Origin of the sequence: Sphingobium sp. B11D3D, assembly GCF_025961755.1 — a bacterium.
GTDB lineage: Bacteria > Pseudomonadota > Alphaproteobacteria > Sphingomonadales > Sphingomonadaceae > Sphingobium.
The window spans coordinates 416649-440000 of record NZ_JAOQOG010000001.1; the positions used below are offsets into that span (position 1 = coordinate 416649).

The window sequence follows — 23352 nt, forward strand, 5'->3', positions numbered from 1 at the left end:
CTCCTGCGCCGCCCCAGCTCCGCTAAGGTCGGTGCGTAGGCATGAGCCCCTTCACAGACCGGCGCGCGAAGACCCAGCGCCCGTCTTCGCGCACCAGATCGTCCTCATAAGCGGCCATGAGCATGGGCGTGGGCCGGTTCCGGTCATCCGGCACGACGTAGAGGGACATGGACGTCGCCGTGGCGCTGTCCGAGCCGGTGAAGGTCACGACCTCGTTGAAGAACAGGTGATAATTCGGCTCTGCAAAGCCCATGGCATTGCCGGCGAAGACCTTGCGCATCATCTCGCCCGTAGCTGGCCCCCGCGCTTCTGCGCCACCGCCGGCGGCATAGACGCCATCCTTACCGAACAGTCGCCCGAACCCCGCGAAGTCGCGCGCATCGAGCGTGCTGCCATAAGCGACGAGCAGCGCGTGGATGGCGGCGCGATCAGCTGTCTCGTCGCGCTGGGCGCTGGCAGGAAGAGTGGCACCGGCGAGCAGCGCGATCGCGGCGATGGGGCGCAGCCCGATCATTGCGCGGCCTGACGCGCGCGGACGACCTTCATCCATTCCTCGGCGGTGGGCATCACCGGATAATCGACGCGGCGCCGGATTTTCCATTCGCCACTCTCGCGGATGAATTCGTCCTCATAACGGCCCGCGAGCGCCGGCACCGGCTCGCCATTCGGGCCGCGCCAGATGAGCAGGTGGCGCGAGTGCGCCGTCGCCCGGTCACCGTCGATGTCGATCTGGATGTTGGACGTTAGGTGATAGTTCTCGTTGTTCACGAAGCCCGCGGGCGGCGTGCCATAGAGGTTGACGAGCAGCTGGCGGATTGCTGCGCGCCCCTTGTGGACGGCCTTGCCGTTCGCCCATTCGCCATCGGTGGCAAACAGATTCGCATAGGCGGCATAGTCGCGGGCATCCTGCGTGGCGGCATAATCGACGATGATGCGCCGGATCGCCAGCTCATCCTCCACCCGCTGCAGTCGCTGCTCGACGGTGAGCGGCGCTTTTGGCGTCTCCGCCAGGCTCGTCCCGCTCAGTCCGGCCATGGCCAGCAGGCCTGCAGCTATAATTGCATCACGCATCGCACTCTCCCTCTGTTCTGTGCGCCCTTGCCGGGCATCATCGAGCGGAGGCTAATGGCCGAAGATGGAAATTTGAATGGATGCGCTGTCCTCAAGGCTGACGGCGATTGCTTAGCATGGTAGCGATTGCCAATCGCACGATCGTGTCAGGAGGGAGAGGAGAGGGACTATGGACTATCGCTATCTGGGGCGCAGCGCCCTCAAGGTCTCGCCGCTTTGCCTTGGCACCATGATGTTCGGCGGCGCGACGGACGAGCCCACGGCGACGCGGATCATCCACAAGGCGCGCGACCAGGGGATCAATTTTCTCGACACCGCCGATGGCTATAATGGCGGCCAGTCGGAGGAAGTGGTGGGCCGGGCGATCCGCGACCATCGGCATCATTGGGTCGTCGCCACCAAATTCGGCCATGCCTTCGGGAAGGGGCCGAACGAGGGCGGGCAGTCGCGCAAATGGATCGTCCAGGATGTCGAGGCGAGCCTCAAGCGGCTGGGCACCGACTATATCGATCTCCTTTATTTCCATAAGGCCGATCCTCACGCACCCTTCGAGGAAGGCCTGCGGGCGATCGACGATCTGATCGCGCAGGGGAAGCTGCGTTATTATGGCGTGTCCAACTTTCGCGGCTGGCGCATCGCCGAGATCTGTCGCGCGGCGGATGCCATCGGCATGGATCGGCCGATCGCCAGTCAGCCGCTCTATAACATGGTCGATCGCCTCGTTGAGGTGGAGCAGATGCCCGCCGCCGGCCATTATGGTCTGGGCGTGGTGCCCTACAGCCCGTTGGCCCGGGGCGTGCTGAGCGGCAAATATGCCGGCGACGGGCCGCCGCCGGCGGACTCTCGCGCCGCGCGAGGCGACATCCGTCTCAAGCAGACCGAGTGGCGCACCGAATCGCTGGCCATTGCCGAGGCGGTGAATGCCCATGCCGCCACCAAGGGTGTGAGTACCGTTGCCTTCGCGCTGGCCTGGGTGCTGCGCAACCGCTTCGTCAGCGCCGCAATTGCCGGCCCGCGCACCGAGGCGCAGTGGGATGCCTATCTCGATGCGCTGAGCGTACCGATGGGCCCCGAGGACGAGGCCTTTGCCGACGGACTGGTGGCCCCCGGTTATGCCTCCACCCATGGCTATACCGATCCGGCCTATCCCATCGAAGGCCGGCAGGTGCGGGACTGAGCATGGCCGCAGCGGCGGATATCTACGCGGCCCCGGCGGTGTCGGTCGATGCGCTGCATGACCAGCTCTATCGTGGGGATATCGTCCGCTTCGGGGCGCTTCCGGCGATGCGCGCGCTGGCGGATCATGCGCGCGCCTTCGTCGAGCAGCACCTCGCGCCCCACGATCCGGAGCGCATTCACGAGGCGTTGGACAGGGTGGCGCTGGCCGAGACGCTCGACGCCGTGCAGCGCGCCTTCTCCAATGATGCGCAAGCCAAGCACTTATGGCGCGCGCTGTTCGAGGCGATGGGATTGCAGGCCGACGACGTGGCGCGGGACCGGCTGCTGCTGCGCTTCCAGCCGCCCGTGCCGGCGGATAACCAGCCGCACAGCGCGCGCAGCACGGCGACGGTCGGCTTTCATCGCGATAGCTGGGGCACCAATCTGGCGGCGCAGGTCAACTGGTGGGCGCCGGTCTGGCCGATCACAAGCGGGCGCACCTTCGCGTTTCTGCCCGAATTGTTCGACCGGCCGATCCCCAATGACAGCGCCGATTTCGATCTCGCCGAAGCGATGGCTCGGCGCCGCACCGGCAGTGCCTCGGCCGATCGCGGTCGCATGGCGCCGCGCCCGCTCGTCCCCATCGATGCCGCCCAGGGCACGCCGGTGCTGATCGCGCCGGGCGAGATCATCGCCTTTTCGGCGCAGCACGCTCATGTCGGGGTGGAGAACCGGACCGGGCTGACGCGCATCTCGTTGGAGACGCGCACTGTTCGGATCAGCGATCATCTGGCAGGGCGCGGCGCGCCGAATGTCGATGGTCGCGCCCGCTGGATTGCCTATGCGCTGTTCCGGCGGCTCAGCGATGGCAGACCGCTGGCCGATGTGCTGGGCGTCAGCCCGTTGATGCCCTTTGGCGAGGGGCCGACCGTTTCCGGAATCTAGAGCCCGAGCACGGCCTTCACCGGCTCCACCTCATAACCCAGCGCCTCCGCGACGGCGGGGCAGGTGACCTTGCCGGCATGGACATTGAGGCCATTGGCCAGATGCGGGTCGCGGGCAAGCGCGGCGCGCCAGCCGAGATCGGCGATGCTGAGCGCATGGGGCAGGGTGACGTTGTTCAGCGCATAAGTGCTCGTGCGCGCCACGGCGCCGGGCATGTTGGCGACGCAATAATGCACGATGCCATCCACGATGAAGGTCGGCTCGGCATGAGTGGTGGGCCGGCTGGTCTCGAAACAGCCGCCCTGATCGATCGCGACATCGACAAGCACCGCGCCGCTCTTCATGGACGAGAGCATGTCGCGTGAGACCAGCTTCGGCGCAGTGGCACCGGGTACCAGCACCGCGCCGATCACCAGATCCGCATCGACAAGGCTTTCCGCAAGCGCCGCGCGGCCCGAGAAGCGGGTCTTCGCGCACCCCTCGAAGTGGGTGCCGAGGCGCTCCAGAACATCCGGATTGCGGTCGAGAATCGTCACGTCGGCGCCCAATCCTGTGGCCATCTGCGCGGCATTGAAGCCGACCACGCCGCCCCCGAGAATGACCACCTTCGCCGGCAGGACGCCCGGCACGCCGCCGAGCAGAACGCCGCGCCCGCCATGCGCCTTCTCGAGCGCGGTCGCGCCGGCCTGTATGCTCATCCGCCCCGCTACCTGGCTCATCGGTTTGAGCAAGGGCAGCGTGCCGTGGGGCCCGGTCACCGTTTCATAGGCGATGGCCGTCACGCCGGAGCGAACCAGATCGGCCGTCTGGGCGACATCAGGGGCGAGATGGAGATAGGTGTAGAGAATCTGCCCGGGCCGAAGCATCGCGCGCTCCTCGGGCTGCGGCTCCTTGACCTTGACGATCATCTCGCACTGCTCGAACACCGTCCGCGCATCGGGCTGGATGATCGCCCCGGCGGCGCGATAATCCTCATCGCTGCTGCCGATGCCTAGACCCGCGGCCTGTTCGACCCAGACTTCATGGCCGTGCGCCACCAGTTCCCGCACGCTCTCCGGGGTGAGGCCGACACGATATTCGTGGTTCTTGATTTCCCTGACTGTCCCGATGCGCATCGAATTTCTCCTGTCTTCTGCACATAGGAGAGGATGTGTTGGAGACAATGAGGCGGCGGGCCGCGCGGGGGCGACGATGCGCCGCCCGGATCTCAGGTGCCCCGCGCGTAGGCCCGCATGAAGATGTGCGTGAAGCGGAGTGCATAGACGTCAATCTCGGCGTCGTTCAGTCGCTCGAATCCCCAGATCGCCCGCATGTGCTGGCCGATGCACAGGCCCATCAGAGCTTCCACCATGACTGCGGGGTCTTCCTCGATCAGCGCGCCGCTGGCGATCTGCCGGGCAAAGAAAGCCTGCAATGCGCCTTGGACAGGCTGCGCGGCCCGCTCATGGAAAATCTTGCCGACCTCGGGAAAGCGCCCACTCTCCGCAACGACCAGCCGCCAGGTGGCCTGCCCATCGGGTGACGTGATCTTGCGCAGGAAGGCGCGACAGAAGGCGATAAGCGTGCACTCAAGATCGGCCTTCGTTGCCAGCACATCTTGAATCTCGGCGCGAAACTGCAGGCTGACTTCCTCAACGACTGCGGCGAACAGGTCTTCCTTGGATCGAAAATAGCCCCACAACGTCGCTTTGGAGCCGCCGAGCGTCTTGAGCAGGCCGGACATCGACGTGCCGGCATAACCATGCTCCAGAAATGAGGTGCGCGCAGCGTCGACAATGGCCTGCCGGCGGTCCTGCTTGCGGCTTTCGCGGCGCGTGACGGGGAGTGTTTCGGTATCCTGCTCCATAACCGTACTATACAGTACAGTTTTCTGTTGACAACCCCGTCATTGAGGATCAGAGCGCTGACTGTACCCAACAGTACGGTTTTTCGACTCATGGCCACGACTTTCCTGTCCCGACGCGCTGGTGCCCTGCTCGCGATGCTGGCTCTCCCCGGCTGCGCGGCCGTCCCTCATATGGGCCCGGCACCGGCGATCGCGCCGGCCGATCATTACGCGGTGAGCCAGAGCCTGGCTCCGACTGCCCCGGGCGCGCCTTGGGTCAAGGCAGATTGGTGGGCCAGCTATGGCGACCCGCAGCTCGACGGGCTGATTCAGGAGGCCTTGGCCGGAGCGCCGGATCTCGCGGTTGCGCTAGCGCGCGTCCGCCGGGCCGAGGCGATCGCCCAGCAGGCCGGCGCGGCCCGCTTGCCCTCGCTTGATGTGTCCGCCGGCGGCTCCGCTGCCAAGCAAAGCTATAATAACGGCATTCCGCCGGCTTTCGTGCCGCAGGGCTGGAACAGCTCGGGCAATGTCCACGCCGCGCTCGGTTTCGATCTTGACCTCTGGGGTCGCAATCGCGCGGCCTATGCCGCTGCCCGCTCGGATGCCGAGGCGGCGCAGCTCGATTATCAGCAGGCGGCGCTGATGCTCTCCACAAATGTCGCGGATGCCTATGCCGATCTGGCGCGGCTGTTCGCGCAGCGAGCGGTGCTGCAGACGGCGCTGGAGGTGCGCGAGAAGACGCAGGGCCTGGTGAGCGATCGCGTGACCTCCGGCCTCGATACCCAGGCAGAGCTCAAGCAGGCCAGCGCTGCCGTTCCGGCCGCCCGCAGCGATCTCGCCGCGACGGATGAGCAGATCGGGCTGGCTCGCAACCGGCTGGCGGCCCTGCTCGGCGCCGGCCCCGATCGCGGTCTGGCGATCATGCCGCCGGCGGTGACCATCGCGGCGCGGGGCATTCCCGAGAATGTCACCACCGATCTGGTCGGTCGCCGGCCCGATATCGCCGCCGCGCGGGTGCGGGTGGAGGCCGAGGCGAGCCGCATCAAGGTTGCCCGCGCCGATTTCTATCCCGCTATCAACCTGTCCGCGATCTTCGGCTTTCAGTCGCTTGGGCTATCCAACCTGTTCAAGAGCGGCTCCGACTATGGCAGTGTCGGTCCGGCGATCACCCTGCCGATCTTTCGCGGCGGCGCGCTGCAAGGGCAGTATAAAGGCGCCCGCGCCGGCTATGACGAGGCCGTGGCGAGCTACGACCGGACAGTGACCGACGCCTATCGCGCCGTCGCAGATGCCGTCGTCAGCCAGCGCGCGCTTGCCGTTCAGCTTGAGCAATCGCGCAAGTCGCTCGCGGATTTCGAAGCGGCTTATGCGATTGCCACGCAGCGTTACGAGGGTGGGCTCTCCACCTTTCTCGATGTGCTGACCGCGCAGGACCGTGCGCTGCAGGCCAAGCGCACCGTGGCCGATCTTCAGGCGCGGGCCTTCACGCTCGACGTCGCACTCGTCCGTGCGCTCGGCGGCGGATTTACCGATGCGGGCACGGCTGCCCAAACGACGCCCACCAAGGATGCTACCCATGGCTGAAGCTGACCATCACTTCCCCGCCGCTACTGCAACGCAAACGTCGGACGCTGCGCCCTCCCGCAGTCGGCGCAAGACGGCTTTGCTGGCGATTGCCGGCGCGGTTCTGCTCGCGGGCATCGGTTATGGCGGATGGTATGCCGCCATCGGCAGCCACTATGTCGAGACCGACAATGCCTATGTCGGCGCAGATACCGCGCAGATTACCCCCATGGTCGGCGGACAGGTGGCGGCCGTGCTCAAGACGGACACGGACAGCGTGAAGGCGGGCGACATCCTTGTCCGGCTCGATGATCGCGATGCGCAGATTGCCCTCGCGACCGCGCAGGCCGAATTGGCCAAGGCGCGCCGCCAGTTCGGGCAGGCGAGCGCGACAAGTAACGCGCTGTCCGATCAGGTTCTCGCCCGGGGCGCGGACATCCGCAGCACGCAGGCCCAACTCGTCGCGGCGCAGGCCTCGTTCGAGAAGGCGCAGGTCGATTATAGCCGGCGCAAGGCGCTCTCCGCCAATGGCGCAGTCTCCGGTGATGAGCTGACGGCGGCGACCAACGCGCTGGCCAGCGCGCGTGCCGCGCTGGAGCAGGCCAAGGCCGCCATGGCGCAGGCCAACGCCTCGCGCGGGGTCGCCGCGGGCAATCTCGCCGCCAATGATGCGTTGATCCAGGGCAGCACCGTGGAGACCAATCCGGATGTGCTCGCCGCAAAGGCAAAAGTGCGTCAGGCCGAGCTCGATCTTGAGCGAACCGTCATCCGCGCACCCATCGATGGCGTCATCGCCAACCGGACCGTGCAGGTGGGCCAGCGCATCGCGCCGGGCGCGACGGTGATGCGCGTGGTCCCGGTCGGTCAGGTGTATGTCGATGCCAATTTCAAGGAAAGCCAGCTCACCAAGGTGAAGCCGGGCCAGCCGGTGACGCTGGTCTCCGACCTGTACGGCAGCAACGTCGAATATCATGGCCGCGTCGTCGGCTTTTCGGGTGGCACCGGATCGGCCTTCGCGCTGATCCCCGCCCAGAATGCGACCGGCAACTGGATCAAGGTGGTGCAGCGCCTGCCGGTGCGCGTCGCGCTCGACGCCAAGGAGCTGGCCGCGCATCCGCTGCGGGTTGGGCTCTCGATGACCGCCGAGGTCGATACATCGGCGCGTTGAGCGCGACCGGATAGGAAGGGCACAGACATGGCCAGCAAGGCGGACGATTTCACGCCGCTCTCGGGCGCTGCGCTGGTGATTGCCGGCGCGGTGCTCGCGCTCAGCAATTTCATGATCGTGCTGGACACGACGATCGCCAATGTCTCGGTGGCGCACATTGCCGGCTCGCTCGGCATCTCGGCCTCGCAGGGCACATGGATCATCACATCCTATGCGGTCGCGGAAGCGATCTGCGTGCCGCTGACCGGCTGGCTTGCGGGGCGCTTCGGCACCGTGCGCACCTTTACCTTCGGCATGATTGGCTTTGGCATCTTCTCGGTGCTCTGCGGCCTGTCGAGCAGCCTCGGCATGCTGGTCGCCTTCCGCATCGGCCAGGGGCTGTGCGGTGGGCCGCTAATGCCGCTCAGCCAGACCTTGCTGATGCGCATCTTCCCCAAGCATCTGCGGGGGCAGGCAATGGGCCTGTGGGCGATGACCACCGTCATCGCGCCGATTCTCGGCCCTATCCTGGGGGGGACCATCAGCGATAGCTGGTCCTGGCACTGGATTTTCTTCATCAATATTCCGGTCGCCGCGCTGTGCGCTTATGGCGCGACCCGCTTCTTGCGCCACGCGGAGACCAGGACCGAGAAGATGCGTGTCGACACGATCGGGCTGGCGCTACTGATCCTGTGGATCGGCGCGCTGCAGATCATCCTAGACATCGGCCGCGAGCATGACTGGTTGGGAGACAGCAAGATCGTGATCCTGGCGATCATCGCGTTGATCGGCTTCGCGCTGTTCCTCGCCTGGGAGCTGACCGAGGCGCAGCCGATCGTCAATCTGCGGGTGTTCCGGCATCGCGGCTTTTCCGCGGCGGTGCTCAGCCTGTCGCTCGCCTTCGGGACGATGTTCTCGGCCGTGGTGCTCATCCCGCAATGGCTGCAGACCGACCTTGGTTACACCGCCACCGACGCTGGCTACGTAACCGCCTTCATGGGCGTGGCTGCCGTCATCATGTCGCCCATCGTCGGCAAGCTCACCAACAAAGTCGATCCGCGCATTTTGGTGACATTCGGCATCCTGTGGCTCGGCCTCACGTCGCTGCTGCGGGCGCACTGGACGTCGGGCGCGGACTTCTGGACGCTGGCCTTCCCGCAGCTGATGCAGGGCATTGGTATGCCGTTCTTCTTCATTCCGCTCACCACCATCGCGCTTTCGGCTGTGGACCCGGAAGAGACCGCGTCGGCCGCGGGCGTGATGAGCTTCCTGCGCACGATGGCCGGCGCCATCGGCACCTCCGTCGCGACGACCATGTGGGCCAATAGTGCTGTGACGGCGCGCAGCGAGATGGTCGGCGCCATGAACAGCGAGGCGACGCGCGAGGCGCTGCAAGGCGCCGGCTTCTCGCTCGATCAGGTGCGCGGGGTGATCGAGCAGACCGTCCAGCAGGAAAGCCTGACGGTGGCGATCAACCACATGTTCCTGCTGTCCGCAGCCGCCTTCGTGTTCGCTGCCGCAGCGGTATGGTTCGCGCCCCGGCCCAAGAGGGTGGTCGATCCGGGCGCGGCACATTGATGGACACCCTCAGCCGACTCGATATCGAGCGGACCGAGGGTGCCTCATTCCAAGCTGGTTAGTGAGGATGCCTCAAACGTCGAGATTGGCGACGTTGAGGGCGTTGTCCTGGATGAACTCGCGGCGTGGTTCGACGATGTCGCCCATCAGGCGCGTGAAGATCTCGTCGGCGACGTCCGCCTGCTCGATCTCGACGCGGAGCATTGAGCGCACATTGGGGTCGAGCGTGGTTTCCCACAGCTGGTCGGCGTTCATCTCGCCAAGGCCCTTGTAGCGCTGGATCGCGAGGCCCTTGCGGCCGGCGGCCAGCACGGCGTCGAGCAGCTCGGACGGGCGGGTGATCCGCACGCCGCGCGCCTGCGTGGCGGCGGGCAGGGCGGTCTCTTCGCCGTCGCTGTCTTCCGCCTCGCTCTCGGCCTGCGCCTGCGCCGCGGCCGCGCGCGCGGCGAGCAGATGGCTTGGGCTGGCGTAGAGGCTCGCCTGCTCCTTGGTCAGCGTGTCCAGTTTGCGGGCTTCGGCGGAATTGAGGAAGGCCGGCTCGATGATGTGGTGATCGGTCACGCCGCGCACCAGCCGCTCGAGATGATAGCCGCCCTCGGCCGAGAGGCGGCCGGTCCAGCGGCCTTCCTCGTCGGTCCGGTCCAGCCATTCCGCCGCGCGGGCGAGCGCCTGCGCGCGGGCATCGTCGGAGAGATCGAAGGCCAGCGCGCCAGCCAGCGCCAGCGCCTCGACGATCGCACCGTCATAGCGACGCGGCACATAGCGCATCAGCGCGCGGCTGCGCCGGGCATGGTCGATGAGGTCGCGCAGGTCCTGACCCGAGCGGGTGCCGGTTTCCGTCTCCAGCACCAGTGTATCGACGCCATTGTCGACCAGATACTGGTCGAGTGCGGCTTCGTCCTTCAAGTAGACTTCGCTGCGCCCGCGCGTGGCTTTGTAGAGCGGCGGCTGGGCGATGTAGAGATGGCCTGCCTCGATGATCTGCGGCATCTGCCGGTAGAAGAAGGTCAGCAGCAGCGTGCGGATGTGCGCGCCGTCCACGTCGGCGTCCGTCATGATGACGATCTTGTGGTAGCGCAGCTTCTCCAGATTGAAGTCGTCGCGAATGCCGGTGCCCATCGCCTGGATGAGCGTGCCGATCTCGCGGCTGGCCAGCATCCGGTCGAACCGGGCCCGCTCGACATTGAGGATCTTGCCGCGCAGGGGCAGGATTGCCTGGAAATGCCGGTCGCGGCCCTGCTTGGCCGAGCCGCCGGCCGAATCGCCCTCGACGAGGAACAGCTCGGATTTGGCAGGATCGCGCTCCTGACAGTCGGCGAGCTTGCCGGGCAGGGAGGCGATGTCCATCACGCCCTTGCGGCGCGTCAGTTCGCGGGCCTTCTTGGCAGCCTCGCGCGCGGCGGCGGCATCGACCACCTTCTGGATGATCGACTTGGCGTGGCCGGGATTTTCCTCCAGCCACTCCTGCATCTTGTCGGCCATCAGGCTTTCAAGCGGCTGGCGCACCTCGGAGGAGACCAGCTTGTCCTTGGTCTGGCTGCTGAACTTGGGATCGGGCAGCTTGACCGAGACAATGGCGGTCAGCCCCTCGCGCATGTCCTCACCGGTAAGGCTGACCTTCTCCTTCTTGAGCAGGCCGGACTTGTCACCATAGCTGTTGAGCGTGCGGGTTAGCGCGGCGCGGAAGGCGGCCAGATGAGTGCCGCCGTCCCGCTGCGGGATGTTGTTGGTGAAGCAGAGGACGTTCTCGTAATAGCTGTCGTTCCACTCCAGGGCCACATCGATGCCGATGCCGTCCCGGTCGGCCGAGATGGCGATGGGGTCGGGCATCAGCGCGTTCTTGTTGCGATCAAGATATTTCACGAAGGCCGCGATGCCGCCCTCGTAGAACAGGTCGTGCTCCTTCACCTCTTCATGGCGCTTGTCGCGCAGCAGGATGCGCACGCCTGAGTTGAGGAAGGCAAGCTCGCGATAGCGATGCTCCAGCTTGTCGAAATCGAACTCGGTGACGTTCTTGAACGTGTCGGTCGAGGCGAGGAAGGTGACGCGCGTGCCCTTTTTTGGTTTGCCGTCGACCACGGGCGCATCGCCGCGCACGACGAGCGGGCCTTCCGCATCACCATAGCGGAAGCGCATCCAGTGCTCCTTGCCTTCGCGCCACACGGTCAGCTCCAGCCACTCGGAAAGCGCGTTGACGACGGAGACGCCGACGCCGTGCAGGCCGCCGGAGACCTTATAGGCATTGTCGTCGGAGGTGTTCTCGAACTTTCCGCCGGCGTGCAGTTGGGTCATGATGACCTCGGCCGCCGAAACGCCTTCCTCGCGGTGAATGTCCGTCGGGATGCCGCGACCATTATCCTCGACCGAAACGGAGCCGTCCGGGTTCAGCTCGATCAGCACCAGATCGCAATGTCCGGCCAGCGCCTCGTCAATGGCGTTGTCGCTCACCTCGAAGACCATGTGATGCAGGCCGGAGCCGTCATCGGTATCGCCGATGTACATGCCGGGGCGCTTGCGCACGGCGTCCAGGCCCTTCAGCACCTTGATGCTGTCGGCACCATAATCATTTGCGTTCTGAGCGGGGGTCGTATTGCTATTGTCCGTCATGCCCCAGCCTATAGGAAAAGGGGGCGACGAACGGAAGCGAAATGCTGTTTTTTCACCGCGCGGGAAGGGGCGCTCATGGCCCATTCAGGCAGAAGGGGGTAGAGCGGCAATCGGGCGCGGGAAATGGGAAACCGGAAAGGACGCAGCATGCGTTTCATGTCTCGCCTGTTCACAGGCATTATCGGGGTCGCGATGGTCGCTACGGTGCCCGCCGCCGCCCAATCGACTCGCGCAGCAGAGGCGCAGGCCAAGGCTGACGCCAAGCTCGCCAAGGCGCTGGAAGGGCGCACCGCCGGAGAACCGGTCCGGTGCATCAGCCTGAGCAGCGTGCGTTCGACGCAGATCATCGACAAGACGGCGATCATCTATGAGGTCGGCGGCAAGCTCTACGTCAACCGGCCGGTGAGCGGCGCCTCGTCCCTTGATGATGACGATATTCTCGTCACCAAGACGAGCAGCTCGCAGCTGTGCGATGTCGATATCGTACGGCTGGTCGATCGCGCCGGGCACTTCCCGCGCGGCTTCGTCAGCCTCGGCAAGTTCGTCCCCTATGAGAAGGTGAAGACGGCGGGCTGAACTTATTTCGACATGATCTCATAAAAGAGAGGCTCCCGGCGGTGCGCTGGGAGCCTCTTTTTTGTATCTGCGGGCCCCGCGCACGGGGGCCAAACGATCAGGCGGCGCTCTTCGCGGCCTTGTTCTGCTGGTAGCGCTCAATGGCTTCCAGCGTGATTTGGCGGGCTTCCGCGCTGTTGCCCCAGGTGCCGACACGCACCCACTTCTCGGCTTCGAGATCCTTATAGTGGGTGAAGAAGTGCTCGACCTGCTTGAACACGATGTCGGGCAGATGCTCCTTCTCGGTCACATTGGCGTAATAAGGGAAGGTCGCGTCGTCGGGGACGCAGAGCAGCTTCTCATCGCCACCATGCTCATCCTCGAGGTTGAGGACGGCGATGGGGCGGGCGCGCACCACCGAGCCGGGGATGAAGGGCGAGCGGGCCACGACCAGCGCGTCGAGCGGATCGCCATCGGGCGAGAGCGTGTGCGGCACGAAACCGTAATTGGCCGGGTAGCGCATCGGCGTGTGCAGGATGCGATCGACGAACAGGGCGCCCGATGCCTTGTCGAACTCATATTTCACCGGCTCGCCACCGGTCGGCACCTCGATGACGACATTGAGGCTTTCCGGCGGATTGCTGCCGACAGGAATCATATCGATGTTCATGGTTTTTCGCACCCACAGGTTAATTGACGGAAGTCTCGCCGGTCCGCGCTGTCAGCAGTCGGTCGAGACTGGTTGAACCCTCTTGTGATTTTTCGAGGCGCGGATAGCGCAGGCCGCCGGAATAATCGAGCGTGATCGTGCGATATCTTTTGTCCCGCCTCAGGGTCAGGACGAGCGGATGTTTTTGGGCCGTTGCCCGGACCCCCTCGCGGAAGACATCGGCGGAAAACTCGGTGTCGCCAACCGCCGTGATCGAATCGCCGACCGCGATGGCTGCCTTGAAGGCGGGGCTATCCCAGATGACGGAGCGCACGACGCCATCTTCCCCGACGATCAGCCCGGGGCCGAAGCTCTGGTCGACATATTTGCCCACGGTCTCGGCGGCCCGAATCGTGGAGTTGGTGATAAGGCCGTAGGTCAGCTTGTAGCCGCCTAGGTCGAACCCGGCCTTGGTGACCTCGCTATTGGTCTGCTCTATCCGCTCGCGCAGTAGCCCGTTCCAATCATAAGCGACGACGCCGTTCAGCGTGTCGATGACATCCTGACGATTGTAGGTCAGCACGCCCCAGTCGCGATCGTTCACGCCGAAGAAGGCCTTGGCGAAATCATCGATGCCGCGCGCGCCAGCGGTTTCGCGGCGGATGATGGCGTCCACTTCCAGCCAGATCATCAGGCCTTCATTATAATAGTCTTCCGGGCGCTGCCAGCTCGTCCAGGCCTTGGGGCGGCGGGCCGCGATGATCGGATCGTAGGTGGTGTCGATCACTGGGCGCCAGGTGCGGCCTCTGGTCGCGTCGAGCCGCGCCGCGATGGCGGCCAGCGCATCGAGCGTCTCGGCCTTGCTCAGCAGTCCCGAGCGGGCGGAGAGCACATAGCCCCAGAACTGGGTCTGTCCTTCATACACCCAGAGCAGATCGTCCTGCATGGGGGTGGCGAAATCGGGCGTCCAGAGCATCTCCGGGCGGCGATATTTGCCGTTCCAGCTATGGGTGAATTCGTGCGCGAGCAGGTCGCGGTCGCCCAGCGCAGCCTCCCATTGCGTGAAGTAGCCCAGCGAGACGCCATTTTCGCTGAGCCGGTGATGCTCCAGGCCGATGCCGCCCAGCTTGTCCGAGATGGAGAGCAGGAAATTATAGCGATCATAATGGCGCGCGCCGAACAGGGCGACGGCTTCATCGACAAGGCGGCGATGCAGGTTGATCTGCGGCTCGGTGGCTTTGAGCTCTTCCGGCGTATCGGCAAAGACGCTCAGCCGCACGTCCGGCGCCAGCGCGATCTCGCGGCTGTGGAGCCCTGCGAAGATCGGCGAATCGACCAGCGTTTCGTAATCGGTCTCCTCGTAGCGGACCGTCTTGCCGTCGCGCTCACTGGCCAGCGCAGTCGCCGCGGTCCAGCCTTCCGGCAGGGTGACGCTGGCCTGAATCGGGATGCGGCGGGTGTAGAAGCCGGCCGGATAAAGCGAGACGCTGTCCCACTGCAGGTTGAGCAGCGAGTCGGTCATCACGATCCGGCCCTGATTTCCCGCGGTGGGCGCCAGAAACTGGAAATTGGCGATCACGGCGCCTGCCCCGTCCGGCACGGAGAGGTGAAAGGCGTAGACGTTGAGCGGGTCGCGCTTCCAGCGCAACGGCCGGCCGTCCGCCGTGGTGAAGCTCAGGCCCGCGATCTTCTCGATCTGCCCGCGCGGGGCGTGGTGGCCCGGCAGCCATTCCGGCAGGAGCAGGGTCAGCGGACCACCGGTCGACATGGGGATGGTCTCGCGAATGGTGATGATGCGCCGGTCCACATCGGTCGCGTCCACCTCCAGCTTCAGCGTGCCGCTGGTCCAGGCGATGTCTCGCGCTTGCGGCACGGTGCTCAGGATCGGCAGAGCCGCGGGGGCAGAGCGCGGCGGCGGCGCGGCGGCATCCTGAGCGAAAAGCGCGCTTGCGGGCAGAGTCAGCAGAAGAAGGGCAGGCAAAAGGCAACGGCGCATCATGGCACTCCGGGGAAATAGATGCGCCCAGCATGACAAGGGGGTGGCAAGGCGTCCACCCCCTCGGTCTATATCCTATGCTCGGCCCTCAGGCTGCGCGCGGCAGCTTGCTGGCGTCTGCCCAATTGCCATGCAGGCCCGAGCGGATGCGGATTGGCAGCTTGGCGCGGGCGATCGGCCCGGCGGGCAGGTTGAGCGCGTCGAGCACCACCAGGTCGGAATAGTTGGTGATGAGATTGTCCACGAGCGCGATGATGTAGCCATCGCCCTCCGGCGCATCGGCCGAGCGCGGCACGAAGCAGGGCTCCTGGATGATCGATTCCGGACCCGCCCACCAGCAATCCTCGGTGCGTGCGACGAGATCCCAATGGCCGATCTTGTTCATCTTGAAGCCGCTGGCGCGACCGCGCAGGAAGTCCATCGGCATGTCCGGGTCCATCACGAGGCCCCAGCCGTGGCGATAGGGCTGGCCGATGAAGCGCTCGTCGATGCGGGGAAATTCGTCGATCCAGTCGGTGAGCTTCTCGATACTGGTGAATTCGTCGCCGTTGGACGCCAGGTCGACCGTCCAGCGGGTCAGGAAGGGCCGCGCGGCCACCGGATCGAAGCTGTCATCATGAATGTCCGGGAAGAAGGGGAAGCTGTTCCCTTTCGCCTCGCAGGTATCGAAGTGGATCTTGGTGCCGTCCTGATAGGCGTTCATGACATGGCTGGCGAAACAGTTGTCGCGCTTGAACCAGCGAATGTCGGAGCCATCAGCGCCGCGCTTCAGCACGCCGAGGTAGACCGGGAGCGTCTTGTCGAAGCCGAAATGCGGCTTGCCGGCCTTCAGCCGATCCCAATTGCCGGTGATCGGCACGATGTGGAAGATCACATAATCCTGCGTCAGGCCGAAGTCGTGCATCATGCAGTAGTAAGGGACCTTGAAGAAGGTCTCGAACAGCACATTGCCCTGCGGGTCGATCTCGAAATAGCTTACATCATCGGTCAGCACGCCGGTCGCAGCATAGCCATGGTTGCAGAAATTGCCGGTGACGGGGTCGATCTTGCCATGGCCGGAGAAGGTCTGGTTTTTGATCTTGCCGTCAAAATTCGTGTAGCCCTCGGTTTCCAGGCTGAGCGGATCCATGATGAGGCACGGGCTGTCTTCCTTCATGGCATAGAGCTTGCCGGCGTGGACCATGACGTTGGTGTTGGCCGTGCCGCGGATCATGCCCTTGACGCTCTCGTCATCGGTCAGCGGATTGCGATACATGCCGAACAGCGACTTGCCGGCGGCCCGCTCGGCCTTCCACTTGTCGGTCTGGGCGTAGCGCTGGCGGAAATCCACCTTGCCATCATGGAAGTGGAACAGGCTGACCATGCCGTCGCCGTTGAAGAACTGATCGTTCTCGAACATCGGCGGGAATTGCGCATCGGGGTGGACGCGATGGAAGGTGCCATTGAGTTGCGCGGGGATTTCCCCCTCGACTTCCATATCCAGAATGTCGCCTTCGATGCGCAACGGGCGCAGCACGCCTGTCATGCCGGGCGTATTGGGGTAGTGGGCCATCCGACTCTCCTTGATTGATCTCTCAACAAGTCGAGTGAATGGCCGCTTTCGGCAGGGGCGGCGTTGATCCGTGTCAAACCCTCCGCCTCGTCGCGCTTCAGATGAAACGGATGGGGCGGACCTTATTCGCCGGGAAAGCGCTCGAAGCTCGGCAGCGCGTCCAGCGTGGTCATCCAGTGCGGCCGCTCTGCGGTCTGGATCTGCACTTGCGGCGGCAGCGCCTCGGGATCGTCGAACGTGGCGGCCTGGATGTCGATCAGCCCGGGCAGCGCCTCCGGATTTGTGAAGAACAGGCCCGTGCCGCAGACGGGACAGAAGCTCCGGGTCACCGACGGCGAGGACTGATAATCGCTGACAGAACCGGTCAGCACCGTCACCGCCTTTTCGGCAAAGGCGGCCCAGAGCACCATCGGCGCGCCGGACGATTTGCGGCAGTCTGCGCAATGGCAGAGCGCCACATGCTCAGGCACTCCTGTCGCCCGGTAACGCACCGCGCCGCATTGGCATCCACCTTCCAAACTCTCGCTCATCATCGTCTCCTAAATCCTACATAGGAACATAAAGGGAACAGACTGCCCTTGCAAGCCGGTTTCCTTAAAGCGCGATTCCCGCTAGAGGCGCGGCCATGGCGAAAATCGAGACACCCCGGCCCGTTCGCGGCACTCAGGATATGATCGGCGACAGCGCGGACCGCTTCGCGCATGTGGTCGAAACGTTCGAGAAAGTCCGCAAGCTCTATGGCTTCCGGCGGATCGAGGTGCCCGTGTTCGAACAGACGGCGGTCTTCTCCCGCTCGCTGGGCGAAACCACCGATGTCGTCTCCAAGGAGATGTACAGCTTCGAGGATCGCGGCGGGGATTCGCTCACGCTGCGCCCGGAGTTCACCGCCGGCATCGCGCGGGCCTATATCACCGAGGGCTGGCAGCAATATGCGCCGCTCAAGGTTGCGACGCACGGGCCGCTGTTCCGCTATGAGCGGCCGCAAAAGGGACGCTATCGCCAGTTCCACCAGATCGATGCCGAGATCATCGGCGCGGCCGAGCCGCTGGCCGATGCCGAACTGCTGATCTTCGCCGATCAGTTGCTCAAGGAGCTGGGCATCAGCGAGGGCGTGACGCTGACGCTCAACACGCTGGGCGATGCCGCGAGCCGCGATGCGTGGCGCGAGGCGCTGGTTGCGCATTTCGAGGGGCACAAGGCGAGCCTGAGCGAAGACAGTCTGACCCGGCTCGAAAAGAACCCGATGCGCATCCTCGACAGCAAGGACCCGCGCGATCAGGCGGTCGTGGCGGACGCGCCGGATATCGACGCCTATCTGACCGAGGAGGCGCAGGCCTTCTTCGAGAAGGTGACCGACGGGCTGAAGGCGGCCGGCGTGGCGTGGACCCGCAATGCCCGGCTGGTGCGCGGGCTGGATTATTATCGGCACACCGCGTTCGAGTTCGTCACGGATCGGCTGGGCGCGCAGGGGACGGTGCTCGGCGGTGGACGCTATGACGGGCTGATCGAGACGCTGGGCGGCCCGGCGACGCCGGCGGTCGGTTGGGCGGCGGGGATTGAGCGGCTGGGGATGCTATTGACAAGTTTTCCATCGGAACAGGATTTTGTGGCCGTGATCCCCGATGGGAACTTGATAGAGTATAAAATAGTCCAGATCGCGAACAGGCTTCGTTCCTTTGGTATCGCTGCGCGAGTGGATTTTCGTGGAAACACAAAAAGAAGAATCGAAAAAGCTACCAAAGATGGCGCAGCACTTCTCCTGTTTGTCCGAGATGAAGATGACGAGCGGGGAACTTACAATTTCAAGAGCTTGGTGAGGGATCGACTTCCAGATCAAGACCTGGCTGACCGCGTGCGCGTGGTTCTTGAAAGCTGATGCAAATCTCCCCCGATCGCATCGCTGCGATCCTCCGGCGGCAGGAGGAGGTGCAGGCGCAGATGGCGCGGCCGGATCTTGATCCCGCGGAGTTCGTGCGGCTCTCCAAGGACTATGCCGAGCTGGAGCCGGTGGTGCAGGCCGCGCGGGCGGTTGTGGCGTTGCGCGCCGAGCAGGGTGAGCTGGAGGCGATGCTCGCCGATCCCGAAATGAAGGCGATGGCGCAGGAGGAACTGGAAAGCCTGCGCGCGCGGCTTCCGCAGGCCGAACATGCGCTTGCCGTGGCGCTGCTCCCCAAGGATGCGGCGGATGCCCGTCCGGCGATGCTGGAGATTCGCGCCGGCACGGGTGGAGATGAAGCCGCGCTGTTCGCGGGCGATCTGTTCCGCATGTATCAGCGCTATGCCGAGACGCAGGGCTGGCGCGTCGAGATCATCTCGGCCAGCGCGTCCGAAGCGGGTGGCTTCAAGGAAGTGATCGCCAGCGTGACCGGCACCGGCGTGTTCGCGCGCATGAAGTTCGAGAGCGGTGTCCATCGCGTGCAGCGCGTGCCGGTGACGGAGAGCGGCGGGCGCATCCACACCTCGGCGGCGACCGTGGCCGTGCTGCCCGAGGCCGAGGATGTCGACGTGCAGATCAACGAGGCGACTGACCTGCGGATCGACGTCTACCGCTCGTCCGGTTCGGGCGGGCAGCATGTGAACACGACCGACAGCGCTGTGCGCATCACCCATTTGCCGACGGGTCTCGTCGTGACGCAGCAGGACGAGAAGTCCCAGCACAAGAACAAGGCCAAGGCCATGAAGGTACTGCGCACACGCCTCTATGAAGCCGAGCGCGAGCGCACGCAGGCGGAGCATGCGGGCGCGCGCAAGGCGATGGTCGGCTCCGGGGACCGCTCGGAGCGCATCCGCACCTATAATTTCCCGCAGGGCCGCGTGACCGATCATCGCATCAACCTGACCCTGCATCGCCTGCCGGAAATTCTCGAAGGCCCTGGACTAGACGAGGTGATCGCCGCGCTCATCGCCGAGGATGAGGCTGCGCGGCTGGCGCAGCTCGACATGGCGGCGTGAGCGGCGGGGGTGTGTCGACCATGAAGCCGGGCGTGGCGGGCTGCTTTGTCCGGGTCTCCTGCCTGCGCAGGAGTACGAGCTTGTGAGCGGGCTGGCCGATTGGCTGCGCGCCGCCACGACCGCTCTGGGCGCGGTCAGCGATACGCCCCGGCTCGATGCTGAACTGCTTGCCGCCCACGCGCTGGCGATGAGCCGCGAGGAGATGATCCTCGCCATGCCCAGGCTCTCCTGCCCCGAGGGCGCCGATGCGCTGCTCGCCCGGCGGCTGGCGCATGAGCCGATCGCCTACATCACCGGCACGCGGGATTTCTGGACGCTGACCCTGAAGGTCGCGCCGGGCGTGCTCGTGCCGCGACCGGACAGCGAGACCCTGATCGAGGCGGCCATAGCGCATTTCGAGGGGAGGCAGGCGTCGGGTCGCATTCTTGATCTCGGCACCGGCTCGGGGGCGCTGCTGCTGGCGGCGCTGGATGTCTGGAGGGAGGCGAGCGGCATCGGCGTCGATGCCTCTGCGGCCGCGATCGAGATCGCGCGGGAGAATGTCCGGCTTTGCGGGATGGAGGCGCGGGCGGAGATCCGCGCGGGGGACTGGGCCGACGGGATCGACGAGTGCTTCGACCTCATTCTCTGCAACCCGCCTTATATCAGCACGTCCACCATGCTGCCCCGGCAGGTGCGCGATCATGAGCCAGCCAGCGCCCTGTTCGCGGGAGCCGACGGGCTGGACGATTATCGGCGGCTTGCCGCGCAGACGGGCGACCGCCTCGCCGCAGGGGGCGCAGCGATCTTCGAGATCGGTTTCGACCAAGAGGAGACGGCCGGCGCACTGTTTCGGGAAGCCGGCTTCCATGTCGCGGTGCGCCGCGATCTGGCCGGGCGGGCGCGGGCGCTGGTGCTCACCAGGGCATAGGGCTGCGCTTTTTCACGGCTCCCAACGATTTTCGCTTGGTTTGATGCACGGGAACGACTATCTGCCAGTTTCAGGACCACTGTTGCAAACGCGCGAAGCGCTTGCGTGAGTGGTCTGCTCCCACAGTTTTGGCGGCGTTCTGGAATTGGAGCCGTTGGCCGAAGCGCGGGGCGAGAGCGGTGTCAAAACCGTTCCGCCAACGATGTGTTGTATAGCGCTTGGGGCCATTGATCAGGAACGCCGGGTTTTAGTCGAGAGCATAGGGACGAACCTTTGATCAATAATCGTCAGGCCGGTCGCCGTCGCGGTCGGAATAACCCGCGCCAAGGGGGCGGAGGCAATCGCGGTAACGGCGATTCGGGCAACCGGATCGACAGCCGCGCACGGGGCAATGCGCCTCAGCTTCTCGAAAAATATCGCAATCTGGCGCGCGACGCCCAGATGTCCGGCGATCGGGTGAACGCGGAATATTATCTGCAGTTCGCCGATCACTATTTTCGCGTCCTCGCCGACAACCGTGCGCGGCAGGAGGAGCAGCAGGGCCGCTTCCGTCGCAACGACGATGGCGATCAGGACAACAGCTTCGACAATGACGAGCTGATCGACGGCAGCGACGATGGCGACGAGTTCGCGCCGCGGCATCAGGACTTCCGTCAGCAGGACAATCGTAATCAGGACGAGCGCCCGCGCCGGGATCGTGGGCGGGACCGGGACGGTCAGGATCGCCCGGCACGGCAGGAGCCGCGTCAGGACCAGGGCGATCGTGCGGAACGCCCTGAGCGGGCAGAGCGGCCCGAGCGTGCGGAACGCCCGGAACGTGCCGAGCGCCCGGAGCGTGCTGAACGCAAAGAGCGTCAGCCGCGCCGTCCGCGCGTTGCCAATGATGACGAAACCGATCGGGATGAGGGCGAGATCGGCCTTCCCGGTCTGCCGCCCTCCATCGCCCGTATCGAATCGGACGAGTCCGAGGATCGGGCCGAAGCGCCGGCCGAGGTAACCGAGGCCACGGAAGCGCCCGCAAAGCCGCGCCGGGGCCGTCGCCCTCGTGCGACCGAAGCGGCGGAATGATCTGATCCGGAGCCGCGCTCTTTGAGGGCACGGACGTTCGCGGGTTGGGCTGTGATCCGGTTCAACCAAATCAAAAGAGCACGATCGGCCATGCAGGCTGATCGTGCTCTTGTCGTTTCAGGCGCTGAGTGGACCTAGCGCTCGGTTGCCTCGAGCAGATCGTCGCTCAGCGGATCTTCGACGCTCTGGTCATGTCCCGTCCCGCTCGAGAGGAACATCAGGCCCATGAGCGCCGCCGCCATCATGATGGTAGCGAACACGCCGCCGACGACCATGCCGAGGAAGACCCAGGGCAATGGGCCGCGCAGCCACCAGAGCAGCCCGGCGACCGCAAGACCGACCAGCAGCGACACGCCGGCGATCAGCCACAGGATCTTGCGGAAGCGCGCCCAGGCAAAGCGGGCGTAGCGGGGATCATCAAGAGTGGAAGGTTCGGCCATATGCCGCCCATATGGGAGAGCGGCGGTGCGGATCAACCATCGTGAGCACGCCTCCTTTGACGCTCGCGCCCGACGCGCGCATAGTCTGTCGCAACGAGACCGTGCATCCGGTCTGCAGCCAGGATGTCGACCGGCCGGTCCGTGCAGCGCCCTCATATGGAAGGGCTGCAAGACAGAGGAGAGGCCGATGACCATCAGAACATTGCTGGGCTCACCCTATAGGGACGTCATCTGTGCGGCGCGGACGGACAGCGTCGGCCATGTCGTCGCGTTGCTGGCGGAGCGGCGCATCGGATGTGTGCCGGTTGTGGAGGACGGAAAGGTGCTCGGCATCTTCTCCGAGCGCGACGTGCTTTATGGTCTGGCCCGGGAAGGCGCGCAGCTGCTCGATCGTCCGGTCGAAAGTGTCATGACTAGCCCTGCCGTCACCATCGGTCTGGATACGCCGATCATCGCCGCCCTGTCCCTGATGACGACGCGGCGGATCCGTCATCTGCCTGTCATGGCGGATGGGGAGATGGTGGCGTTCGTCAGTATCGGCGATCTGGTGAAGCACCGCATGGACCGGATCGAGGCGGAGGCCGATGCCTTACGCCATTATATCCAGAGCGCCTGAGGGAGCGGATGCGGCTTGTGTCGCCCTGACGGAGGCGGTGAGATTCGGGTGAGGGGGGTGGCGTTCCGATTCAACGTCGCAATTCCGCCATTTCTGAATGATGAGGCGTAGGACTGGCGGGAGTTCCGGCACGCGTTTCTCGTGTCGACGCGGCCTGTCTGCAAAGGCGTAAGTGGGGATAGGTCGCCGGCCCGCTTATGGTCTTGCGCGGATATCTGCGGCTTTCCGGATGGGGAGGGCCGTGACCGCAACAAAAATGCAAAAAGTGTTTGACGACTCAGGGAGGCCCCCTTAGAGACGCCTTCACCGACGCGGTGGTGCCACACGGTTCTCGCCGCAATCGGTCGCCAACATAACCGGACACTAAGTCCCCCGAAAGAAAAATCGGGGAACCTTCAGTGTCCGCTTCTAATGTTGAGTGGTTCTTTGACATTGTAGGTATTGATGAAGGGACATGTGGGCGGCGGCCCCGGGTCCGACGGTTTTTAGGCGTCGGGTGCTCGGTAAAAATAGGCCGTTCCTAACATGTCCTACACACCATGTAAGATTTGTGCAGGAATGGCTCCTAGAAATGAGCGGTTCTTGGGTGGCATATTCCGTTGCCCTTGGACTGGACATCAAACTTGAGAGTTTGATCCTGGCTCAGAACGAACGCTGGCGGCATGCCTAATACATGCAAGTCGAACGAGATCTTCGGATCTAGTGGCGCACGGGTGCGTA

General features: G+C 64.8%; 21 protein-coding genes and 1 rRNA gene (1 of these 22 cut by a window edge). 12 read left to right on the forward strand and 10 right to left on the reverse strand.

From position 1 onward, the window contains the following. Nucleotides 1-22 precede the first annotated feature (22 nt). Nucleotides 23-514 carry a nuclear transport factor 2 family protein gene (locus M2334_RS02070; protein ID WP_264604668.1) on the reverse strand — a complete coding sequence of 164 codons (492 nt, stop codon included), beginning with the start codon at nt 512-514 and terminating at the stop codon, nt 23-25. Further along, nucleotides 511-1071, reverse strand: coding sequence for a nuclear transport factor 2 family protein (locus M2334_RS02075; RefSeq protein WP_264604669.1), 561 nt, complete (start codon nt 1069-1071; stop codon nt 511-513). Before M2334_RS02075 ends, M2334_RS02070 begins: the two co-directional genes overlap by 4 nt. A 169-nt stretch (nt 1072-1240) precedes the next feature. Between M2334_RS02075 and M2334_RS02080 the strand changes: the two genes are divergently transcribed. Next, nucleotides 1241-2248 carry an aldo/keto reductase gene (locus tag M2334_RS02080; protein ID WP_264604670.1) on the forward strand — a complete coding sequence of 336 codons (1008 nt, stop codon included), beginning with the start codon at nt 1241-1243 and terminating at the stop codon, nt 2246-2248. Between the two features lie 2 nt (nt 2249-2250). After that, nucleotides 2251-3174, forward strand: a complete 924-nt coding sequence (locus tag M2334_RS02085) for a hypothetical protein (RefSeq protein ID WP_264604671.1) — start codon at nt 2251-2253, stop codon at nt 3172-3174. Here the strand turns inward: M2334_RS02085 and ald are convergent. Beyond that, on the reverse strand, nt 3171-4289 hold the full coding sequence (gene ald / locus M2334_RS02090; RefSeq protein ID WP_264593674.1) for an alanine dehydrogenase: 1119 nt from the start codon (nt 4287-4289) through the stop codon (nt 3171-3173). The two genes, M2334_RS02085 and ald, sit on opposite strands and share 4 nt — an antisense overlap. 92 nt (nt 4290-4381) lie before the next feature. Further along, on the reverse strand, nt 4382-5020 hold the full coding sequence (locus M2334_RS02095; RefSeq protein ID WP_264593675.1) for a TetR/AcrR family transcriptional regulator: 639 nt from the start codon (nt 5018-5020) through the stop codon (nt 4382-4384). A gap of 90 nt (nt 5021-5110) precedes the next feature. On the opposite strand from M2334_RS02095, the gene M2334_RS02100 reads away from it, so the two are divergent. Genes M2334_RS02100 through M2334_RS02110 form a run of 3 tightly spaced genes read left to right on the forward strand, consistent with a single transcriptional unit; the run spans nt 5111 to nt 9287 of the window. Next, entirely contained in the window at nt 5111-6583 is a 1473-nt protein-coding gene (locus tag M2334_RS02100) for an efflux transporter outer membrane subunit (protein WP_264604672.1), read from the forward strand. Beyond that, nucleotides 6576-7730, forward strand: coding sequence for an HlyD family efflux transporter periplasmic adaptor subunit (locus tag M2334_RS02105; protein ID WP_264604673.1), 1155 nt, complete (start codon nt 6576-6578; stop codon nt 7728-7730). Before M2334_RS02100 ends, M2334_RS02105 begins: the two co-directional genes overlap by 8 nt. A gap of 27 nt (nt 7731-7757) precedes the next feature. Next, nucleotides 7758-9287, forward strand: a complete 1530-nt coding sequence (locus M2334_RS02110; RefSeq protein ID WP_264604674.1) for a DHA2 family efflux MFS transporter permease subunit — start codon at nt 7758-7760, stop codon at nt 9285-9287. A gap of 72 nt (nt 9288-9359) precedes the next feature. Here the strand turns inward: M2334_RS02110 and gyrB are convergent, their stop codons facing one another. Further along, a complete protein-coding gene (gyrB, locus tag M2334_RS02115; protein WP_264593679.1) occupies nt 9360-11894 on the reverse strand; it encodes a DNA topoisomerase (ATP-hydrolyzing) subunit B in 2535 nt (844 codons plus the stop codon). Between the two features lie 156 nt (nt 11895-12050). Between gyrB and M2334_RS02120 the strand changes: the two genes are divergently transcribed. After that, nucleotides 12051-12470 carry a hypothetical protein gene (locus M2334_RS02120; RefSeq protein ID WP_264606021.1) on the forward strand — a complete coding sequence of 140 codons (420 nt, stop codon included), beginning with the start codon at nt 12051-12053 and terminating at the stop codon, nt 12468-12470. Between the two features lie 97 nt (nt 12471-12567). On the opposite strand, the gene ppa is transcribed toward M2334_RS02120, so the two are convergent. The 4 genes from ppa to M2334_RS02140 form a co-directional block, all read right to left on the reverse strand. Next, a complete protein-coding gene (gene ppa / locus M2334_RS02125) occupies nt 12568-13119 on the reverse strand; it encodes an inorganic diphosphatase (RefSeq protein ID WP_181558429.1) in 552 nt (183 codons plus the stop codon). A 19-nt stretch (nt 13120-13138) separates the two neighbouring features. After that, a complete protein-coding gene (locus M2334_RS02130; RefSeq protein ID WP_264606022.1) occupies nt 13139-15094 on the reverse strand; it encodes a M61 family metallopeptidase in 1956 nt (651 codons plus the stop codon). An 88-nt stretch (nt 15095-15182) separates the two neighbouring features. Beyond that, on the reverse strand, nt 15183-16646 hold the full coding sequence (locus tag M2334_RS02135) for a carotenoid oxygenase family protein (protein WP_264604675.1): 1464 nt from the start codon (nt 16644-16646) through the stop codon (nt 15183-15185). 122 nt (nt 16647-16768) lie between these two features. Continuing rightward, complete coding sequence (locus tag M2334_RS02140; RefSeq protein WP_264604676.1) at nt 16769-17176, reverse strand: GFA family protein; 408 nt, start codon at nt 17174-17176, stop codon at nt 16769-16771. Between the two features lie 95 nt (nt 17177-17271). On the opposite strand from M2334_RS02140, the gene hisS reads away from it, so the two are divergent. The 4 genes from hisS (at nt 17272) to M2334_RS02160 (ending at nt 21576) form a co-directional block, all read left to right on the forward strand. Further along, the gene (gene hisS, locus M2334_RS02145) at nt 17272-18522 is read left to right on the forward strand and encodes a histidine--tRNA ligase (RefSeq protein WP_264604677.1); all 1251 of its coding nucleotides are present in this window, start codon (nt 17272-17274) and stop codon (nt 18520-18522) included. Further along, the gene (prfA, locus tag M2334_RS02150) at nt 18519-19598 is read left to right on the forward strand and encodes a peptide chain release factor 1 (RefSeq protein WP_264574935.1); all 1080 of its coding nucleotides are present in this window, start codon (nt 18519-18521) and stop codon (nt 19596-19598) included. The genes hisS and prfA overlap by 4 nt, the downstream gene beginning before the upstream one ends. Before the next feature lie 82 nt (nt 19599-19680). After that, nucleotides 19681-20508 (forward strand): peptide chain release factor N(5)-glutamine methyltransferase, encoded by an 828-nt coding sequence (prmC, locus tag M2334_RS02155; protein ID WP_264604678.1) that lies wholly within the window; start codon nt 19681-19683, stop codon nt 20506-20508. Nucleotides 20509-20781: 273 nt separating this feature from the next. Continuing rightward, nucleotides 20782-21576 carry a DUF4167 domain-containing protein gene (locus tag M2334_RS02160; RefSeq protein ID WP_264604679.1) on the forward strand — a complete coding sequence of 265 codons (795 nt, stop codon included), beginning with the start codon at nt 20782-20784 and terminating at the stop codon, nt 21574-21576. 134 nt (nt 21577-21710) lie between these two features. Here M2334_RS02160 and M2334_RS02165 read toward each other — a convergent pair whose 3' ends face one another. Next, nucleotides 21711-22016, reverse strand: a complete 306-nt coding sequence (locus M2334_RS02165) for a hypothetical protein (RefSeq protein WP_264571838.1) — start codon at nt 22014-22016, stop codon at nt 21711-21713. A 187-nt stretch (nt 22017-22203) separates the two neighbouring features. On the opposite strand from M2334_RS02165, the gene M2334_RS02170 reads away from it, so the two are divergent. Both M2334_RS02170 and M2334_RS02175 read left to right on the forward strand, forming a co-directional pair. Further along, nucleotides 22204-22632, forward strand: a complete 429-nt coding sequence (locus M2334_RS02170) for a CBS domain-containing protein (protein WP_264587994.1) — start codon at nt 22204-22206, stop codon at nt 22630-22632. Nucleotides 22633-23251: 619 nt separating this feature from the next. Then, nucleotides 23252-23352 (forward strand): 16S ribosomal RNA (locus M2334_RS02175) (it continues 1386 nt past the right edge of the window).

Bases quoted from the DNA above. Each gene is read 5' to 3' on its own strand.
- M2334_RS02070 (WP_264604668.1), bottom strand. From the start codon at position 514: ATGATCGGGCTGCGCCCCATCGCCGCGATCGCGCTGCTCGCCGGTGCC.
- M2334_RS02075 (WP_264604669.1), bottom strand. From the start codon at position 1,071: ATGCGTGATGCAATTATAGCTGCAGGCCTGCTGGCCATGGCCGGACTG.
- M2334_RS02080 (WP_264604670.1), top strand. From the start codon at position 1,241: ATGGACTATCGCTATCTGGGGCGCAGCGCCCTCAAGGTCTCGCCGCTT.
- M2334_RS02085 (WP_264604671.1), top strand. From the start codon at position 2,251: ATGGCCGCAGCGGCGGATATCTACGCGGCCCCGGCGGTGTCGGTCGAT.
- ald (WP_264593674.1), bottom strand. From the start codon at position 4,289: ATGCGCATCGGGACAGTCAGGGAAATCAAGAACCACGAATATCGTGTC.
- M2334_RS02095 (WP_264593675.1), bottom strand. From the start codon at position 5,020: ATGGAGCAGGATACCGAAACACTCCCCGTCACGCGCCGCGAAAGCCGC.
- M2334_RS02100 (WP_264604672.1), top strand. From the start codon at position 5,111: ATGGCCACGACTTTCCTGTCCCGACGCGCTGGTGCCCTGCTCGCGATG.
- M2334_RS02105 (WP_264604673.1), top strand. From the start codon at position 6,576: ATGGCTGAAGCTGACCATCACTTCCCCGCCGCTACTGCAACGCAAACG.
- M2334_RS02110 (WP_264604674.1), top strand. From the start codon at position 7,758: ATGGCCAGCAAGGCGGACGATTTCACGCCGCTCTCGGGCGCTGCGCTG.
- gyrB (WP_264593679.1), bottom strand. From the start codon at position 11,894: ATGACGGACAATAGCAATACGACCCCCGCTCAGAACGCAAATGATTAT.
- M2334_RS02120 (WP_264606021.1), top strand. From the start codon at position 12,051: ATGTCTCGCCTGTTCACAGGCATTATCGGGGTCGCGATGGTCGCTACG.
- ppa (WP_181558429.1), bottom strand. From the start codon at position 13,119: ATGAACATCGATATGATTCCTGTCGGCAGCAATCCGCCGGAAAGCCTC.
- M2334_RS02130 (WP_264606022.1), bottom strand. From the start codon at position 15,094: ATGCGCCGTTGCCTTTTGCCTGCCCTTCTTCTGCTGACTCTGCCCGCA.
- M2334_RS02135 (WP_264604675.1), bottom strand. From the start codon at position 16,646: ATGGCCCACTACCCCAATACGCCCGGCATGACAGGCGTGCTGCGCCCG.
- M2334_RS02140 (WP_264604676.1), bottom strand. From the start codon at position 17,176: ATGAGCGAGAGTTTGGAAGGTGGATGCCAATGCGGCGCGGTGCGTTAC.
- hisS (WP_264604677.1), top strand. From the start codon at position 17,272: ATGGCGAAAATCGAGACACCCCGGCCCGTTCGCGGCACTCAGGATATG.
- M2334_RS02165 (WP_264571838.1), bottom strand. From the start codon at position 22,016: ATGGCCGAACCTTCCACTCTTGATGATCCCCGCTACGCCCGCTTTGCC.
- M2334_RS02170 (WP_264587994.1), top strand. From the start codon at position 22,204: ATGACCATCAGAACATTGCTGGGCTCACCCTATAGGGACGTCATCTGT.